16 protein-coding genes and 1 pseudogene are annotated in these 14,890 nt (G+C 72.5%); 5 read left to right on the top strand and 12 right to left on the bottom strand.

Features of this window, described 5'->3' with window-relative positions:
• Positions 1–12 precede the first annotated feature (12 nt).
• Positions 13–1,557, bottom strand: a complete 1,545-nt coding sequence (locus AB0N31_RS03835; RefSeq protein ID WP_366056731.1) for an MFS transporter — start codon at positions 1,555–1,557, stop codon at positions 13–15.
• Between the two features lie 168 nt (positions 1,558–1,725).
• On the opposite strand from AB0N31_RS03835, the gene AB0N31_RS03830 reads away from it, so the two are divergent.
• The gene (locus AB0N31_RS03830) at positions 1,726–2,358 is read left to right on the top strand and encodes a TetR/AcrR family transcriptional regulator (protein ID WP_366056730.1); all 633 of its coding nucleotides are present in this window, start codon (positions 1,726–1,728) and stop codon (positions 2,356–2,358) included.
• 52 nt (positions 2,359–2,410) lie between these two features.
• Here AB0N31_RS03830 and AB0N31_RS03825 read toward each other — a convergent pair whose 3' ends face one another.
• The 3 genes from AB0N31_RS03825 to AB0N31_RS03815 all read right to left on the bottom strand — a co-directional run bounded on the left by AB0N31_RS03825 (position 2,411) and on the right by AB0N31_RS03815 (position 5,266).
• On the bottom strand, positions 2,411–3,319 hold the full coding sequence (locus tag AB0N31_RS03825; RefSeq protein ID WP_366056729.1) for a MerR family transcriptional regulator: 909 nt from the start codon (positions 3,317–3,319) through the stop codon (positions 2,411–2,413).
• 564 nt (positions 3,320–3,883) lie between these two features.
• Positions 3,884–4,564, bottom strand: a complete 681-nt coding sequence (locus AB0N31_RS03820) for a DUF5701 family protein (protein WP_366056728.1) — start codon at positions 4,562–4,564, stop codon at positions 3,884–3,886.
• A gap of 192 nt (positions 4,565–4,756) precedes the next feature.
• A complete protein-coding gene (locus tag AB0N31_RS03815; protein ID WP_366056727.1) occupies positions 4,757–5,266 on the bottom strand; it encodes a DinB family protein in 510 nt (169 codons plus the stop codon).
• Between AB0N31_RS03815 and AB0N31_RS03810 the strand changes: the two genes are divergently transcribed.
• A complete protein-coding gene (locus AB0N31_RS03810; protein ID WP_366056726.1) occupies positions 5,265–5,774 on the top strand; it encodes a UBP-type zinc finger domain-containing protein in 510 nt (169 codons plus the stop codon). The genes AB0N31_RS03815 and AB0N31_RS03810 overlap by 2 nt on opposite strands.
• Before the next feature lie 22 nt (positions 5,775–5,796).
• Here AB0N31_RS03810 and AB0N31_RS03805 read toward each other — a convergent pair whose 3' ends face one another.
• From AB0N31_RS03805 to AB0N31_RS03795, 3 genes and pseudogenes are all read right to left on the bottom strand, one after another.
• A complete protein-coding gene (locus AB0N31_RS03805) occupies positions 5,797–6,105 on the bottom strand; it encodes a hypothetical protein (protein ID WP_366056724.1) in 309 nt (102 codons plus the stop codon).
• A gap of 10 nt (positions 6,106–6,115) precedes the next feature.
• Positions 6,116–6,695 (bottom strand): annotated as a pseudogene (locus AB0N31_RS03800) (sugar O-acetyltransferase).
• A gap of 106 nt (positions 6,696–6,801) precedes the next feature.
• Positions 6,802–7,833, bottom strand: a complete 1,032-nt coding sequence (locus AB0N31_RS03795) for a MerR family transcriptional regulator (RefSeq protein WP_366056723.1) — start codon at positions 7,831–7,833, stop codon at positions 6,802–6,804.
• 374 nt (positions 7,834–8,207) lie between these two features.
• Between AB0N31_RS03795 and AB0N31_RS03790 the strand changes: the two genes are divergently transcribed.
• From AB0N31_RS03790 to AB0N31_RS03780, 3 genes are all read left to right on the top strand, one after another.
• Entirely contained in the window at positions 8,208–9,401 is a 1,194-nt protein-coding gene (locus tag AB0N31_RS03790; RefSeq protein ID WP_366056722.1) for an acyl-CoA dehydrogenase family protein, read from the top strand.
• Positions 9,402–9,722: 321 nt separating this feature from the next.
• A complete protein-coding gene (locus AB0N31_RS03785) occupies positions 9,723–9,971 on the top strand; it encodes a WhiB family transcriptional regulator (protein WP_366056721.1) in 249 nt (82 codons plus the stop codon).
• A 276-nt stretch (positions 9,972–10,247) separates the two neighbouring features.
• The gene (locus tag AB0N31_RS03780; protein WP_366056720.1) at positions 10,248–10,874 is read left to right on the top strand and encodes a sigma-70 family RNA polymerase sigma factor; all 627 of its coding nucleotides are present in this window, start codon (positions 10,248–10,250) and stop codon (positions 10,872–10,874) included.
• Between the two features lie 90 nt (positions 10,875–10,964).
• Here AB0N31_RS03780 and AB0N31_RS03775 read toward each other — a convergent pair whose 3' ends face one another.
• The 5 genes from AB0N31_RS03775 to AB0N31_RS03755 form a co-directional block, all read right to left on the bottom strand.
• The gene (locus tag AB0N31_RS03775; protein WP_366056719.1) at positions 10,965–11,771 is read right to left on the bottom strand and encodes an anti-sigma factor; all 807 of its coding nucleotides are present in this window, start codon (positions 11,769–11,771) and stop codon (positions 10,965–10,967) included.
• Positions 11,755–12,369, bottom strand: coding sequence for a sigma-70 family RNA polymerase sigma factor (locus AB0N31_RS03770; RefSeq protein ID WP_366056718.1), 615 nt, complete (start codon positions 12,367–12,369; stop codon positions 11,755–11,757). Before AB0N31_RS03770 ends, AB0N31_RS03775 begins: the two co-directional genes overlap by 17 nt.
• Positions 12,366–13,070 (bottom strand): class F sortase, encoded by a 705-nt coding sequence (locus AB0N31_RS03765; RefSeq protein WP_366056717.1) that lies wholly within the window; start codon positions 13,068–13,070, stop codon positions 12,366–12,368. Before AB0N31_RS03765 ends, AB0N31_RS03770 begins: the two co-directional genes overlap by 4 nt.
• Positions 13,071–13,156: 86 nt before the next feature.
• The gene (locus AB0N31_RS03760; RefSeq protein ID WP_366056716.1) at positions 13,157–13,984 is read right to left on the bottom strand and encodes a DUF4397 domain-containing protein; all 828 of its coding nucleotides are present in this window, start codon (positions 13,982–13,984) and stop codon (positions 13,157–13,159) included.
• 401 nt (positions 13,985–14,385) lie between these two features.
• Complete coding sequence (locus tag AB0N31_RS03755) at positions 14,386–14,820, bottom strand: MarR family transcriptional regulator (protein ID WP_366056715.1); 435 nt, start codon at positions 14,818–14,820, stop codon at positions 14,386–14,388.
• Positions 14,821–14,890 lie beyond the last annotated feature (70 nt).

Genomic DNA, 14,890 nt, shown 5'->3' with positions numbered 1-14,890 from the left:
CGGGAGGTGCGGTCAGGCGGACCGGAGCGCCTCGGACGCGGGGGGTGCCGGATCGAGGTCGCGGGCCGCGACGTCCGCGGGACGGGCCAGCCTGGGGATGGCGAGGGAGATGAGCAACCCGACGGCGACGACCGCGGCCATCGCCAGGTAGGCGTGGGTGAAGGCGCGGTCGCGGTAGAAGGCGGTGCCGTCCAGCACGGTGGAGTCCGCCGCCAGGACCGCGTAGAGCATCTGGTTGGTCAGTGCCAGGAAGACCTGGGTGAGCAGGGAGGACATGCCGTTGGCGGCGGCCTGCTCCTCCGCGGAGACGACCGACACGATCATGGTCTGCTGTCCGGCCATCAGGATGCCGCCGCCCAGTCCCATGACGACGCCGGTGGCGATGATCTGTGTCGCGTCGCCGTGGTGGAAGGCGGCCAGGGTCAGCCCGCAGGTGAGGATGCCGAGGCCGGCGTACCAGACGGCGCGGGGGCTGACGGTCCGTACCGCCCGGCCGACGCCGATGCCGGCGGCGAAGGTGACGAGTCCGGCGGGGATGCCGATGACGGCGTTGCGGGTGGTGGACCACCCCAGTCCGTCGGAGACGTGCGGGATGGGCGGGAAGAGGGCGAGGAAGATCAGGATCGCCTGGGAGGCGAAGAAGGCGGCCTGCGGCACGGAGGAGCCGAGCAGGACGGTGGCCAGGGAGCGGCGCCCCAGCATCCGCAGGTCCAGGATCGGTGCGGCGACGCGCAGTTCGACGACGACGAAGGCGGCCATGGCGGCCACCCCGCCGGCCAGGGTGAGGAGGACTCCCGCGGAGCTCCAGCCCCAGTCGCGGCCCTGGCCGATCCCGATGACCAGCAGGGCGAGGCCGCCGCCGAGCAGGAGGGCGCCGGCCCGGTCCAGCGGGCCGGCCGCGGTCCGCCGGGGGGTTTCGGGGACGGCGAGCAGGGTGGCGATGGCGACGACGGTCGAGACCACCAGGAACCACAGGGCACCGCGCCAGCCGAACACGTCCAGCAGCCGGCCCGACAGCAGGGGGGCGAGCAGGCTGAGCACGCCGACCGAACCGGCGACCGTCCCGAGGGCCATGGCGACCTTGCGGGGCGGGAACAGCTCACGGACCGCGGCCAGGACGAGGACCGCGACCGGACCGTACAGACCCCCGATCACCCGGCCCAGGACCATCACCGGATAGTTCGGCGCCACGACGGTGACGACGTCGCCGACGAGTCCGAGGGCGGCCAGGACGAGCATGACGCGCCGCTTGCCGTGCACATCGCCCAGGCGCACCGCGAACGGGGTGGCCACGATCGTCGCCAGCGTGAACGACAGGCTGAACCAGGCGATCTGGGTGGTGTGGAAGTGCTGGGCGATCTGCGGCTGGGCGTTGGCGGCGATGATGCCGGCCACGACGAGCAACTGGCCGGGCCACACCAGGGCGGCCAGCCGGCGCAGTTCCGCGCCGGTCCAGCGGGAGGTTTCGGAGACGAACCGTGTGGGGCCGGTCGCGTCGGTGTCACCGGTCGAAACCGGTGCCGCGGGCAGCGGCGCCGGGTCGGGTGAAGTGTTCATGGTCGCTCCGAGGAGAGGTCGGCGCGTCGTTACGCCGAGGTTTCCGACCGATGATGCGAACCAAAAACCGAGTGCGCTAGGTTTTGGGAATGTGTTCCACGTCACACCGGGCCGCCGTCGGTGCCCCCACGGGTGGTCATCCGCCGGATGATGACTACGGTGAGCGGCATGACCAGCAGCACCCGAGGCCCGCGCGGCAGCTACTCGGTAGGCGTAGCCCGGCGGCAGAAGATCGTGGAGGCGGCCGCGCGGCGGTTCGCGCAGGAGGGCTACCACCGCACCGCGCTGACCCGCATCGCGGAGGACGTCGGCATCACCGAGGGCGGCCTGCTGCATCACTTCCGCAGTAAGAAGCACCTGCTCCTGGCCGTCATGGAGCACCGCTTCTCCACCGAGGCGGAATGGTGGTCACGCCTGCCCGGTGACGTGGGCGGCCGGGAGATCCTGCGGGCCATGGTGGCGGCCACCGAGCGCCACCTCGCCGAGCCCGGCCTCATCGAGCTGTTCGTCCTCACCTCGGCGGAGGCCGCCGATCCGGCCAGCGCCGCCCACGCCCTCTTCGCCGAGCGCTACGAGCGCGCCGTCGACGCGCTGGCCCGCCAACTGGGCGCCGCCATGGGCAACGGGACGCTGCGCGAGGACACCGACTGCCGGGCGGTCGCCCGTGAGTGCATCGCCGTCAGCGACGGCCTGCAGCTCCAGTGGGTGATCTCGGGCGGCACACTGGACCTCGCGGGAGCGGTCCACACCCACGCCGACCGCATCGCCCGCACCGTCCTCGCCGACGGCGGCGGTCTCTGACGGCCGGGCCGCGAGGCCGGCGGCCCGCCCGGTGCCGAGGCCGAGCACCGGGTCAGGCCTGATCCGCGGCGCGCAGGGCCCGCGCCAGCCATTCCAGCTCCCCGGTCGCGTCGGGTGACGAATCCTGCCCGCGCACACGGGCGACGAGCCTGCGGTAGTGCTCCGCCCCTGCCTCGATCCCGGCCTCCAGGCTACGCAGCACGGCGGCCCGGTCGGCGTCACCGAACAGCGCGGACAGCACCTCGGCCGCTGCCGGTCCCTCGGGAGCGACTCCGCCTCTTCTGACCTCGGCGACGGTCTGCACGACCTGCCTGGCCCACCAGATGGACGCCCCGGGAGGACGGCCCTGCCCCGCTACGGGCGTGTTGAGCTCCGTCCATGTGCGCAACCGGGCGCGGAAACCGGGGTCCCGCACCAGTTCGGCCAGTTCGATCCAGGCGTCGACCTGATCAGGTGTGGGATCGTCGGGCAATTCGATGCTGTAGGTGCGTATGCGGTCGCGCAGGCGCGGGTCGTCGAGACCGCCGAACACCTCCTCCTTGAACTCGTCGACGATCTGCTTGCGCTCGGCGGCGGAAAGCCGCGCCAACCAGTTCATCAGTGTTGTCTCCTCAACGGTCGAACCCCGTTTCGCCACGGTGGACAGGACGGCCCGGCTCACCTTGAGCGAGCGGATCCGCGCGTCCAGCGCGGCCACATGCGCCTCGGCGACCTCGGCGACGGTGGTGCGGCCGTTCAGGACGCGGCACACGTCGTCGAGTCCGAGGCCCAGCTCCCGCAGGGAGCGGACCAGCTCGACGCGGGCCACGGACTCGGCGTCGTACAACCGGTAGCCGCCCGCGGAGCGGGCCACGGGGGGCACCGCCCCCTCGTCCGACCAGAAGCGCAGGGTGCGCACCGGAAGTCCGGTGCGGTGCGCGAGCCGGCCGATGGTGAGCACGTCGGGGCGTTCGTCGTCCATGGGGGAGATGCTGGACCCTCCGGCGGCTGGAGGCTCAAGCGCCCCGGTGCGACATCCCGTGAGTTCTCCGAAGCCTTGCCGAGTTCCCCATCACCGCCGGCGCCCACAGCCTGCCCCTGCTCGCCTCCGACCGGCCCGCAGGCTGGTCGGACCGGACGAGAAAGCCTCAGGGACCGCGCGCCCCTGCTCGACCTGCTCCGCCGCCTCGACGCGGATCCGGACGCATGGACCGCGCCGCCGGACGGACCCGCCCACCCGGCGCCGGTAGGCCGTCGGCACCGGCCGGCGACCCGACCCCGGCGGTCGTGACAGCTGCCGACGGCGCACGCCGGGTGCCGCATCGCCCCGTCCCGGAGCCGGATACCGCGCGCCCATGCCGCGCGACCAGCCTGATGTCACAACTCGCCCTGAAAACAGCACTGTCGTGATGCACGTGGAGAGGCCGGGATTTCCTTCGGAAAGGAAAGAACGCGACGGAACACCACGGCGACCGACGGCTCTCCGACCTGCTCCAGGCCTGGGACCCGGACGAGCAGGACCGGACGAACAGGAACTGACGACGCGTCACACCTCGCGGCCCCAGCGGTCCGTCGCGGAGGCGAAACCCAGCCAGGTGTGCCGGTTTCCCGCCCAACACCAGCCGACCTTGGGGGCGTTGCGGCGCTCGCGGCCGTCCCGCCCGGTGCCGTTGCTGATCCAGAGCGCCGGAGTGCGGGCATCCAGCGCCCCGTCGGCCTTGCGCAGCCGGGAGCCGATGGTCATGAAGCAGCGGTTGCGTTCCAGTACGGCGGGCAGCTGCATCACCCAGTGGATGCCCTCGGTGAGCAGCAACGGGGTGCGGCCCTCCGTCGTGAGAGCGGGGAGAGCCTCGTCCGGGCTCCAGTCGGCCATGTGGTCGCCCCGATCGAGGCCCGAGAGAAGGTAGAGCGGGGCATCGGGCGGCGCGACGTCGTCGAGCGGCGCGAAGAGGTCGACGTCGGGCATGTCGGTGACGACGAAACCCGGCTTGCCGTCGAGGCGGAGCAGGGGCGCCAGGGCGGAGGCCGGTGCCCGGCCCGGGTGGACGGCCAGCAGGGCGCCCTCACCGCCCCGGGAGGCCTCGGCGGCCTCGGCGAACGAACGCAGGTCGGCGGTGGAGAGCTCCGCGATCTCGTGCACCCCCAGCTCGATCAGGCGCTCGGCCTGCGCGCTCGGGGACGGGAGCGCGGGCACGACGGTGGAGGTGGTCTGCGAGGTCTCGGGCACGGTACTCCCAGGGTCGGCGATGTCGTCGGCCCAGTGACAACGCGGCAAGCCGCCGGGGCGTTCCCCGACCGGGCCGGCGGGCGCTTGTCGCGGATGCCCGGGCGCCGACGCGACCCGACGCGACCCGTGCGCGATGCGGCGCCCCCTCCGCACCGCGTGCCCGGCCGCGGGTGCCGCGGGACGGTCCCGGCCTCAGCGGGGACGCGTCGTACCGGCGAGGATCTGTTCGCGCAGGATGTCCGCGTGGCCGCAGTGCTGGGCCAGTTCGCGCAGCGTGTGCAGGTAGACCCAACGCAGCGGCAGCGGGCCGCGGCGGTTGCCCCGTACGAGGTCGTCCAGGGCCAGATCCGCCGTCGCTCGACGGGACGCCGCGCAAGCCTGCCGGTGGGCGCGCTGGACCGAGGCGATCGTGTCGTCGTCGCGGAGCTCGAACGACTCGTCGGGGGATGCGGGAATGCCGATGTCGGTACGTGACCGGCAGGTGATGGCCTCGTCGAACCAGACCTTCTCGACGAACACGGCATGCTTGACCAGGCCCAGCAGGGTGGTCTTGGACGTGACCAGCGACCTGCGTGCCTGCTCCTCGGTCAGTCCGTTCAGGCTGTCGTGCAGCGCCGATCGATGCTCGTCGAGGAACACCTCGAACTGATCGCGCAGGGGGGCGTGGAAGACGGTGGGTTGCGTCGACGACGGGGAGACCATGACCGCAACGATAGTCCGGCGGACCCCGGGGCGGTGCCGGTCCGCGCGCCGACCGGCAGCCGCTGCCCCCGCAGCCGGACACCGGCCCGCACACCTGTCTTCGGAGCGTTTCCGGCGCGGGGCGCATCCGACGGTCCCGCGGCGGTCGAAGAGAGGGACGGCGAGGAACAGTCGGCGAAGAGGAGACGACATGACGAGGTGGACACTGCGTCCCGACGGCGGCCGGCCGGAGGGACGCGGCTGCGCACACATCGAAACACTCGAGCGCGAGCACGAACCGCAGAGCGAGGTGTGTCTGCGGTGCGCGGCTCTCGGACACGACTGGGTCGGCCTGCGGGTGTGCCTCACCTGCGGCCACGTGGGCTGTTGCGACAGTTCGCGCCATGGCCACGCCACCGCTCACTTCGAGTCCAGTGGCCACCCGTTGATACGGGGCATCGGAGGCGGCGACGAGTGGGCCTGGTGCTTCGTCGACGAGGTCTACCTCCGACCACGTCACGCGACCTGAGCGCGGTCCCGCCGGACAGTTCCTAGCGGTCCCCCCGGCCGACGGTGGTGATGCGGGTGACGGCGTCCAGGGTGAGGGCGCGGTCGTGGGGTTCCCGGGCCAGGGCGCGGTGCAGGATCAGGCCCTCGATGAGGGCGTCCAGCTGGCGGGCCGTGTCGGCGTCGAAGTGCTTCTCCAGGTGGGTGCGGCTGCCTGCCGTCCATTCCTGGGTGAGTTCCCGGTAGGCCGGCTTGCGGTGGGAGACGCCCGCGACCCCTTCGTCGGCGATGAGGCCGAGGGCGGCGTCGAGGATGCGCGCGCGGCGCCGGGGGTCGGTGTGTCCGGTGGCCATGACAGTGGGCTCACAGGCTCCGCACCGGTCGGGCCGGATTGCCGACCGCCACGACGTTCGCGGGCAGGTCCCTGGTGACGACGGCGCCCGCGCCGACGACGGAGTTGTCGCCGATGGCCACACCGGGCAGGACGATCGCGCCACCGCCGAGCCAGACGTTGTCGCCGATGGTGATCGGCTTCGCCGCCTCCAGCTTGTCCCGCCGGGCTGCGGCTCCAGAGGGTGCGTGGGGGTGAGCAGTTGGACGTCGGGACCGATCTGGCAGTCCTGGCCGATGGTGATGGCCGCGACGTCCAGTGCGGTCAGGTTGTAGTTGACGAAGGTGCGTGCGCCGATCGTGATGTTGCCGCCGTAGTCGACGTGGAGCGGTGGCCGCACGTGCGCCTCTTCGCCCAGCGCGCCCAGGAGTTCGGCGAGGAGCGGCCGGGCGGCGTCGGCGTCCTCGGCGTAGGCGGCCTGATAGCGGGCGGCCAGGCGGACGGCCTGCTGCTGACGGCGCGCGATCTCCGGCTCGTCGGCGACGTAGAGATCGCCCGCGAGCATGCGCTCCAGGTGGGTACGGGGTCGTCCGCGAAGTGGTCCGTCGGCATGCGTACGTTCGTAGGCTCGTAGCGTACGAACGTACGCTACGAGTCGAGGTGGCGAACGGCCGCGGTGGACGTGGCGAAGGTGTCGGCCGGCCGAAGGCCGTGCCCTTCAGGCGGACCCTGCCGAGCTGAGCATCCGGACCGCCGTGCTCAGCCCGGCCGGACACGTCAGGCCGGGCTCCGCCGGCCTGCTCCAGCCGGGCCCGCAGAGCATGACCAGGCTCTGCGTGCGGGCGCCGCGCACCCCCCAGCGCGTCGCCGCGATGCGGCGGGCCAACGGAAGGCTCGCCGTCGACCGCGACTGCGACCAGAGGACCACCGCCACGGGCCCGACGCGCTGGACCGCGGCCACGACCGTTTCGGTGGGGACGGCGGCGCCCAGCACCAGGGCGGACACGCCCAGTTCGGCCAACGCCGCGCTGAGCGCCTCGATCGGCAGCGTGTGCTGCTCGCCGGGCAGGCAGGCGAGCAGCACGGGGGGCGCGGCGTGCGGCGCGTGCCGCAGGGTCGATGTGACGTAGACGTGCCGCAGTGTGGCGGAGATGTGCCAGGACAGCAGGTGCTCCACCTCGATGTAGCGGTCGCCCGAGGATTCCCACCTGCGACCGACCGCCCGGAGCGAGGGAACCATGACCTTCTCCCAGGCGCCGATCAGCCCGTAGGTGCTGACGGCGTCGGTGAGCCGCTCCTGGACGGCTGCGGCGTCCAGGCGCACCGCGGCACGTGCGAGTCCCACGCACGCCTGCCGCGGATGCTCGGACGGCGCCGCGCTCTCGTGGTGCGGCGCCGGAGGGGACGGCGCGGCGGCCGACCGCTCCGGCTCCCCCCGACGGTCTGTCGCGGGCGTCGCGTGGAGGGCGGCCCGGAGCGTGGCTCCGGTGGACGGGCGCTGTCTCGCGATGCGCGCGGCCTCCGCCGGAGGGACGCCACTCGCGGTCAGACGGCACATCTCCTGGACCGTGGCGACGTCCTCCGGCGTCCAGCGGCGGTGCTTGCCCTCGTCGCGCACCGCCGGCCCGAGGCCGTACCGCCGATCCCAGCTGCGCAAGGTGGTGGGGGAGACCCCGAGCCTGCGGGCCAGGCAACCGGTGGTGATTCCGGCGTCGGACGTCTCCGCGGCATCCCCCGCATCGAGGCCCATCACAGGTTCCGAGCGGTCGCGCGGCGCGGCGCCGCACGTTCCGGAACGTCGAGGCCGGAGAGCGGGGGCACGGGGGACGGCAAGGGGCACCTGCCTTGTCTCGGTTGCTTCGGGATCCCGTCACCTCACGGGACCTGCACGTTCTTCGCAGGAAAGGGCGCTCGCGGATGCACCGCCGCCCCGGTGCGTCTCCCGTGCCGGGAACGCCGGCAGCCGAGTGCAGGCGCCGCCGGCCGGACGCGGGCGCCGGCCGTCGACTGCGGACGCCCGGCCGCGGCGGGAGGCCGCCGCGGCCCGCCGGCCCTGGACGGAGACCCGCGGAGGTGACGCCCCGCGGCGCGCATCGCCCGGCGCGAGCGTGGAAGAAGGGCCCCATGACTTCACTCACGGAACAGCAGAACGCCGCCGACTTCTACGACTTCGAGGCCGCACTGACCGAGGACGAGCGCGAAGTCCTCCTCAGGACGAGGGCGTTCATGCGCGACGAGGTCCAGCCGCTGGTGGCCGACCGGTGGGCCGACGGCTCCTTCCCCAGGGAGCTGATCGCCCGTTTCCGTGAGAGCGGGCTGGTCGGCCTGCCCTACGAGGGCTACGGCGATCACCGCCCCGCCGCCAGCCATCTGCTGACCGGGATGATGGCGATGGAGATGAGCCGGGTCGACGCCTCGGTCGCCACCTTCTTCGGAGTCCACAACGGGCTCGCCATGCACGCCATCCACACCGGAGGCGACCAGGCCCAGCGCGACCGCTGGCTGCCCGGCATGGCGAGGATGGACACCGTCGGGGCGTTCGCGCTCACGGAACCGCTCGACGGCTCCGACATCGCGGCCGGCATGCACACCACCGCCCGGCGTGAGGGCGACGGCTGGGTGCTCAACGGCGCCAAGCGCTGGATCGGCAACGCCACCTTCGCCGACCACATCGTCGTCTGGGCCCGCGACGTCGACGACGACCAGGTCAAGGGATTCGTCGTCGACGGCGACACGCCTGGCCTCAAGGTCGAGAAGATCGCCCACAAGACGTCGCTGCGCATCGTCGAGAACGCCGACATCACCCTCGAGGACGTCCGTGTCCCGGAGTCCGACCGGCTGCAGAACGCGTCCTCCTTCCGCGACGTCGCCGAGACCCTGCGCGCCACGCGCAGCGGTGTCGCCTGGCAGGCCCTCGGCGTCATGATCGGCGCCTATGAACTCGCCCTCCGCTACGCCTCCGAGCGGCAGCAGTTCGGCCGTCCGCTCGCGGGTTTCCAGCTCGTGCAGGACCTCCTGGTCAAGAGCCTCGGCAACATCACCTCGAGCTGGGGCATGCTGCTCCAGCTGGCCCGGCTCCAGGACGCAGGGGTGTTCCGCGACGAGCACTCGTCCCTGGCGAAGGCGCACGTCACCGCCCGGATGCGTGAGGTGGTGGCCTGGGCCCGGGAGATATTCGGGGGAAACGGCATCGTCCTGGAGTACGACGTCGCGCGCTTCTTCGCGGACGCCGAGGCCATCTACTCCTTCGAGGGCACCAGGGAGATGAACACGTTGATCGTGGGAAAGGCGATCACCGGGCAGAGCGCCTTCGTCTGATCGCCGGCGTCTCGTCACCGGTGATCGTCGCTCGGTGAGCTCCTCGCAGGCACGGGTGCCGTGCTCCGGGTCGCCGCGCCGGTGGCCCGGACGGCCGGGGTGCGGAGAGTGACAGGGGTGGCCGAAAAGAACCGAAAAGTCTATATTCCTGTCTACCCCTGCCGGGTCCCGCGGCGCTTCGGGCGCCGGGGACAGGACTGCCCGAAAACGGGCGGTCAGGCGACCGGCGGAGGATCCCATGTTGTCTTCACCCTGCGGCGAGGTCCGTCCCGTGCTCCACGGTGGCACCTGTCGTGCGACGGCCGGGACGGCGGAAGGCGTATGAACTGGCGCGAGTCGGCGGCCTGCCGCTACGAAGACCCCGAACTCTTCTTTCCCATCCGTGAGGACGGCCCGTGGCGGCGGCAGATCGAGCAGGCCCGCTCGGTGTGCAACCGGTGCCCCGTGGTCGGTGCCTGCGGTGCCTGGGCGCTGCGCAACGGAGAGTCCGACGGGATGTGGGGCGGGATGACCCCGGGGGAACGCCGGACCCTGCGGCTCAGGCGGGTCAGCGGGAACAACTCCGCCTGAGCCGGACGCGCCCCCGCGGTGTCCTCCGCGGCGCACGCCCCTGACCTGGGGCGGAGGAGCGGTCCGCCGAGGGCGGCCGGTCGCGGTGTCGACGGCGCGGCGCTGATCCGATGCAGAGTCGATGCAAGTTGCCGCACGGATGTACGGCTCCGCATGCTGGACGCGTCGAATCGCTTCCTGCGGCCGGCTGTGCGGAGTCCGTGGCTCCGCGCGGCCGCGCAGTGGCCCGGGCCCTCCGAGCCGGAACCGGTCCCTCCTGCACGAGGAGTAATCGCCATGACTGCACGGCAGACCGTCGAACCGACCGCCCGGTCCGCGCCGCTACGGGCTCCGGCCGGGGAAACGCCGGCCGACGAGGAGGTCGTCGCAGCCTTCATGGCGGGTGACGAGGCAGGTGTGGCCGCCGTCTACCAGCGGTGGGGCCCACTGGTCTACACCCTGGCGCGTCGCTCCCTCGGGGACGCCCGCGAGGCCGAGGACGTCACGCAGGTGGTGTTCCTGGCGGCGTGGCGGGGACGTTCCGGGTTCGCCCCGGAGCGCGGCACCCTGGCCGCCTGGCTCACCGGGATCACCCGTCGCAAGATCGCGGACGCGCTGTCCGCCAGGACCCGACGGGCCGAACTCGGCGCGGCGGCCCATTCGTTGTCGCCCGGCGCGGCGCCGGAGTCCGACGCCCAGCCGGATGCCGTGATCGACCGGGTGATCATCGGTCACGAGCTGGCCAGACTCCCCGCCCCGCAGCGCCGCGTTCTCGGCCTGACGTTCTACGACGACCTGACGCAGAAGCAGATCGCCGAGGTGACCGGCTGGCCGCTGGGCACCGTCAAGAGCCACGCACGCCGGGGCCTGCACCGGCTCAGCCGCTGTCTGCGGGACAGCGGGACCTTTCGCCACCTCGGATGAACGATGCGCTGACGACGCGAACGACGCACTGACGATGCGACATCGGTCCGCCCCGTCGCCGGGTCGGCGCCCGGTGCGGGGAGCGGACGGTCAGCCGGCGAACGGGCCGCGAACGACGCTGTCGCCGGAGTGGTCGGGTTTGCCGTTGTAGGGCTGAACGGACACGTCGACCACGGAGTACTCCTGGAGGTCGATGTTGTCGGGGACGGGCAGTGCGGCGCGGCCGTCGGGGCCCAGGACGCCCATGGAGACCAACTTGGTGTGGGTGCGGTCCATGAGCCAGACCTCGAAGTAGCCGGACGTACGGGGGAGACCCTTGACCGTGATGTCGAGGGTTCGGTGCCCGCCGCCGTCGCTGAGCCGGGCGTAGCCGGCCGAGTCGGCGCGCAGTGAGTCGAGCCGCTCGGAGGCGGCCGACGGGACACTCGCGGACTTCTCCTGGGTCATCCACCAGGTGACGGTGCTCCCCGCGGCCGCGCCGAACAGCGCGGCACACGCGGCCAGCGCCACGGCGAAGCGACCCGGCCTGCGGAGCCTTGCCCGCGGCGCGGTCCGTGTCGCGGTCCGCGCCGCGGGGTGGCTCTCCACCGCGCCGGAGAGGCCTTCCTCCTCCTCCGTGTGGCGTGGCACGCGGACGGGGGACGGGGCCGTTCCGGCGTCGCGGTCGTGCCGGACGGAGATGCCGAGTTCGGCGGCGATGGAGTCCCACAGGCCGGCCGGCGGCTGGAGCAGGTCGTGCTCGTCCAGCGAAGACGCTCTGGCGCTCGCGACCACGTGGCGCAGGGCCCGCAGCTCCCGCGCGCAACGGGCGCACCCGAGCAGGTGCTCCGCGGTGGGAGGGGACGGCTCCTCCCCGATCGCGATCAGGGCCAGTGTTTCGTCATCCGTGTGCTCCACCGTCCACCTCCAATCGGTTCTTCATCCGCATCAGTCCGCGCCGGGTGTGGCTCTTGACGGTGCCGAGCGGGAGACCGGTCCGCTCGGCGATCTGCGCCTGGGTGAGATCTTCGTAGAACGCCATTCTGAGCACCGTCTGCTGCTGTTCGGGAAGCCTGTCCAACTCGTCCGTCAGCAGAACGTGGTCCAGTACGGAGTCGGCCGGGGCCGCGGGCTGCTCGGGCGCGGCCGACGACGCCGCCGAGGTGATCGCCTCCACGTCCCTCAAGTGCCGGGAGCGTCTGGTGAGGGCGTCGGCGACCTTCTTGTGGGCGATGCCCATGATCCACGTCTTGAGCGACCCGCGCCCGGCGTCGTACCCCTTGCGGCCCTGCCAGGCCCCCACGAAGACCTGTTGCGTGACGTCCTTCGCCTCCTCGGCATCTCCCAGCCTGCGCGTCGCCACCGTGAACACCAGCGCACCCCACCTTCGGTATGCCTCGCTGAGGCACGACTCGTCACCGACCGCGAAGCCGTCTCCCAGGCCGGCGTCGGACATGGACGCCGCGGCCGCCACACCGGCGGCCAGGACCTCGGATCCGCCCCATCGTGAGGTCACTTCGGTGCCTCCACCGCGGTGACCACCAGGTTGTTCTGGTACCCGCCGCGGTCGGGGAGGTAGGGACCGGTGCAGGTGATGAGGGTGAGGACGGCCGGACCGTCCCTGCGGAACGCGTCCGACGACGGCAGGTCCCGCTTGCTGACGGTGCTACGCGTGGTGATGCGGTACGCGATCGCGTCGCCGTCCCCGCTCTCGACGAGCACCTCGTCGCCCTGTCTCACGTCGTTCAGAGCGTCGAGGACGCCCAGCCCGCGCCCCTTGGCGTCGACGTGGCCGACCACGACGGCGGAGCCCTGCGGGGAGCCCGGCGCGGGGGAGTAGCGGTACCAGCCGACGCGGTCGGGATCCTTCGGTACCGCGACCTGCCCGTCGCCCGTGACTCCCACCGGATCGACCGGAGCGCGGACGTCGAGCCGGGGCAGGGCCAGCGACGTCGGCCCGGCGACCGGCCCGGCGACCGGCCCGGTGGCCGAGACGGGAGCGCTCGGTGCACGCCCGCCGGCGACCGCCGCGGGAACCGTCTCCCGCGCCGGGCCGGCCGTCGGGACGCCGGTGGCCTGCGTCGCGCCGAAGCCGTCGGCGACGGGGGCCCGCTCTCCGGACCGGGAGCCGGTGAGCAGGACGGTGGAGACGATGAGCCCCGCCAGCGCGAACGCCAGCCCGACGAGGACGGGCCGCCGTGACGACCGCTTGCCCATGGAGAAGTCCTCCCTGCGCTGAGATTGCGGGGTGCCACCGCCGGACAGCGGCACCCCTGCTGTGACGAGGGCTGTGTCCGGCGCGCCTATCGGGCCGAGGTGCGCAGCCTGAGCAGCAGTCCGGCTGCGGCCAGGGCGGACACGGCGCCCAGGGACAGGGCGCCGAGCGGCAGGCTTTCGTTGTGTGCGGCGGCCTGGCCGCTCTCACCGGCCGGGACTCCGCCCGGGGCGGAGTGCATGCCCGTCAGCGTCTGGGTCTTGAGCGCCAGGTTCTTGTCCTGGGCGCTGCCCCAGGCGTAGACGACGGTGTTGGTGCCCTCGGCCAGGTTCAGCTCGGCCGGTCCGATCGCCACCGTGTCGGTGCCGGCCAGGACCACGTCGGCCGACACGGTCCCGGCCGCGACCTCGCCCTTGGCCTCCTTCGGGTTCTCCAGGCCCTTGAACACCGGCGTCCCGTCGGCCCGGACGTCCACCGCGGGGGCGGCGGCGACATGGCGGACGGTCAGCCGCGCCTGGCCGGCCGGCACCTTGGAGGTGTCGTTGACGAACGCGTCCAGCGCGGGTTTGCCGTCGGCGGTCAGATGGGCGACCAGGGTGGCGTTCGCGCCGGCGGGCACGTCGACCGTCTTCTCGAAGGCCGGGGTGCCGTCCGGCCCCTCACCGTCCTTGAAGACCTTGATGTCGTACGAGCCGGCGTCCAGCTTCATCGGATCGGTGAGCGTTCCGGGCTTGAAGTCGGGGATCAGCTCCTTGTCTCCCGCGTAGACGTCGACCGTCAGGCCGGGTACTCCGTGGAGCACGGACACGGTGGCCTGGTCGCTCGCGGCCTGCGGCTGGGCGAGTGCGGGGGCGGCGGCGGACAGGGTGACGGCGGCACCGACGACGAGGGCGGCACCTGCAACACGTGCGGTCATGGCGGCTCTTCCCTTCGTTCGAGTTCGTCTCGAATCTGTGAGGACGCATTCCGCCGCCTGTGGCGCCTTGGTTTCACTTCCGGTCGATTTTTTCTTCGGCCCCGCGCTCAGGGGGAGGACCACCGCCCGCCGGTGCCGACCCGGCGGGGTCGTCGTGGGCCCGTACGTCCTCCGTCCGGCCGCGGCCGGTCTCTTCCACGGGCGTCGGGATCAGCGGTGCGGGGCGTCACCGGCAGGAGGCTCGGACAGTTGCCATTTGACAACTATGGTCGTGAGACAAGAGAGTGGAACGGGACGCGGGCGGGAGGGATCCAGGAATGTTCCAGTGGGCGGGGGCCGCTCTGCTCGCTGGCAACCGGCGCCGGGCGGAGGGCGGTGCGACGGACACCGCGGCGCGTCACTCAGGCGGTTTGGCTGCCGACGTCCTGGGCGTCGTCGTGTATCCGCACCGCTGCCGCGTCGCAGAACGCCTCGAGCCCCCGCAGCAGTGCGGTGCGCTGCGCGGGGGGCATCTGGTCGAGCACCGCCCGCAGCACCTTCTCCCTGCGCGCGCGCAGGTCGGCGAGGAACGCGGTGCCCCGGCCGCTGAGGTACAGGCGCACTTCGCGCCTGTCGCTCTGGCTCACCGTCCGCTCGACGAAGCCGGCGGCCTGAAGACGGTCGCACAGTCTGCTGGCCGACGGCGGCGTGGAGGCGAGAGCGTCGGCGAGAGTGCGCAGGTTGATGCCTTCGTGATGCTCCAGAATGAGCAGGACGCGCAGTTGCGACGCCGACACGGGTGCCGTCGAGGCCCTGCCCCACAGGACTTCCAGCAGCTCCGCGGCCGTGGCGGCCATGCGCGCGACCCCGTCTGGCTCTGGGTGGGGGCGGAAGGAAGCCACAGTCACACTCTCGTAGGCACCGGGA

The organism is Streptomyces sp. NPDC051051 (assembly GCF_040682975.1).
Lineage (GTDB): Bacteria > Actinomycetota > Actinomycetes > Streptomycetales > Streptomycetaceae > Streptomyces.
Note: the sequence above shows the minus strand (reverse complement) of the source record. Positions and strands in the feature narration are given on the sequence as shown.

What these genes read in the sequence shown, in the direction of transcription:
- AB0N31_RS03835 (WP_366056731.1), bottom strand. Translation starts at nt 1,557, where the DNA reads ATGAACACTTCACCCGACCCGGCGCCGCTGCCCGCGGCACCGGTTTCG.
- AB0N31_RS03830 (WP_366056730.1), top strand. Translation starts at nt 1,726, where the DNA reads ATGACCAGCAGCACCCGAGGCCCGCGCGGCAGCTACTCGGTAGGCGTA.
- AB0N31_RS03825 (WP_366056729.1), bottom strand. Translation starts at nt 3,319, where the DNA reads ATGGACGACGAACGCCCCGACGTGCTCACCATCGGCCGGCTCGCGCAC.
- AB0N31_RS03810 (WP_366056726.1), top strand. Translation starts at nt 5,265, where the DNA reads ATGACCGCAACGATAGTCCGGCGGACCCCGGGGCGGTGCCGGTCCGCG.
- AB0N31_RS03815 (WP_366056727.1), bottom strand. Translation starts at nt 5,266, where the DNA reads ATGGTCTCCCCGTCGTCGACGCAACCCACCGTCTTCCACGCCCCCCTG.
- AB0N31_RS03805 (WP_366056724.1), bottom strand. Translation starts at nt 6,105, where the DNA reads ATGGCCACCGGACACACCGACCCCCGGCGCCGCGCGCGCATCCTCGAC.
- AB0N31_RS03795 (WP_366056723.1), bottom strand. Translation starts at nt 7,833, where the DNA reads ATGGGCCTCGATGCGGGGGATGCCGCGGAGACGTCCGACGCCGGAATC.
- AB0N31_RS03790 (WP_366056722.1), top strand. Translation starts at nt 8,208, where the DNA reads ATGACTTCACTCACGGAACAGCAGAACGCCGCCGACTTCTACGACTTC.
- AB0N31_RS03785 (WP_366056721.1), top strand. Translation starts at nt 9,723, where the DNA reads ATGAACTGGCGCGAGTCGGCGGCCTGCCGCTACGAAGACCCCGAACTC.
- AB0N31_RS03780 (WP_366056720.1), top strand. Translation starts at nt 10,248, where the DNA reads ATGACTGCACGGCAGACCGTCGAACCGACCGCCCGGTCCGCGCCGCTA.
- AB0N31_RS03765 (WP_366056717.1), bottom strand. Translation starts at nt 13,070, where the DNA reads ATGGGCAAGCGGTCGTCACGGCGGCCCGTCCTCGTCGGGCTGGCGTTC.
- AB0N31_RS03760 (WP_366056716.1), bottom strand. Translation starts at nt 13,984, where the DNA reads ATGACCGCACGTGTTGCAGGTGCCGCCCTCGTCGTCGGTGCCGCCGTC.
- AB0N31_RS03755 (WP_366056715.1), bottom strand. Translation starts at nt 14,820, where the DNA reads ATGGCCGCCACGGCCGCGGAGCTGCTGGAAGTCCTGTGGGGCAGGGCC.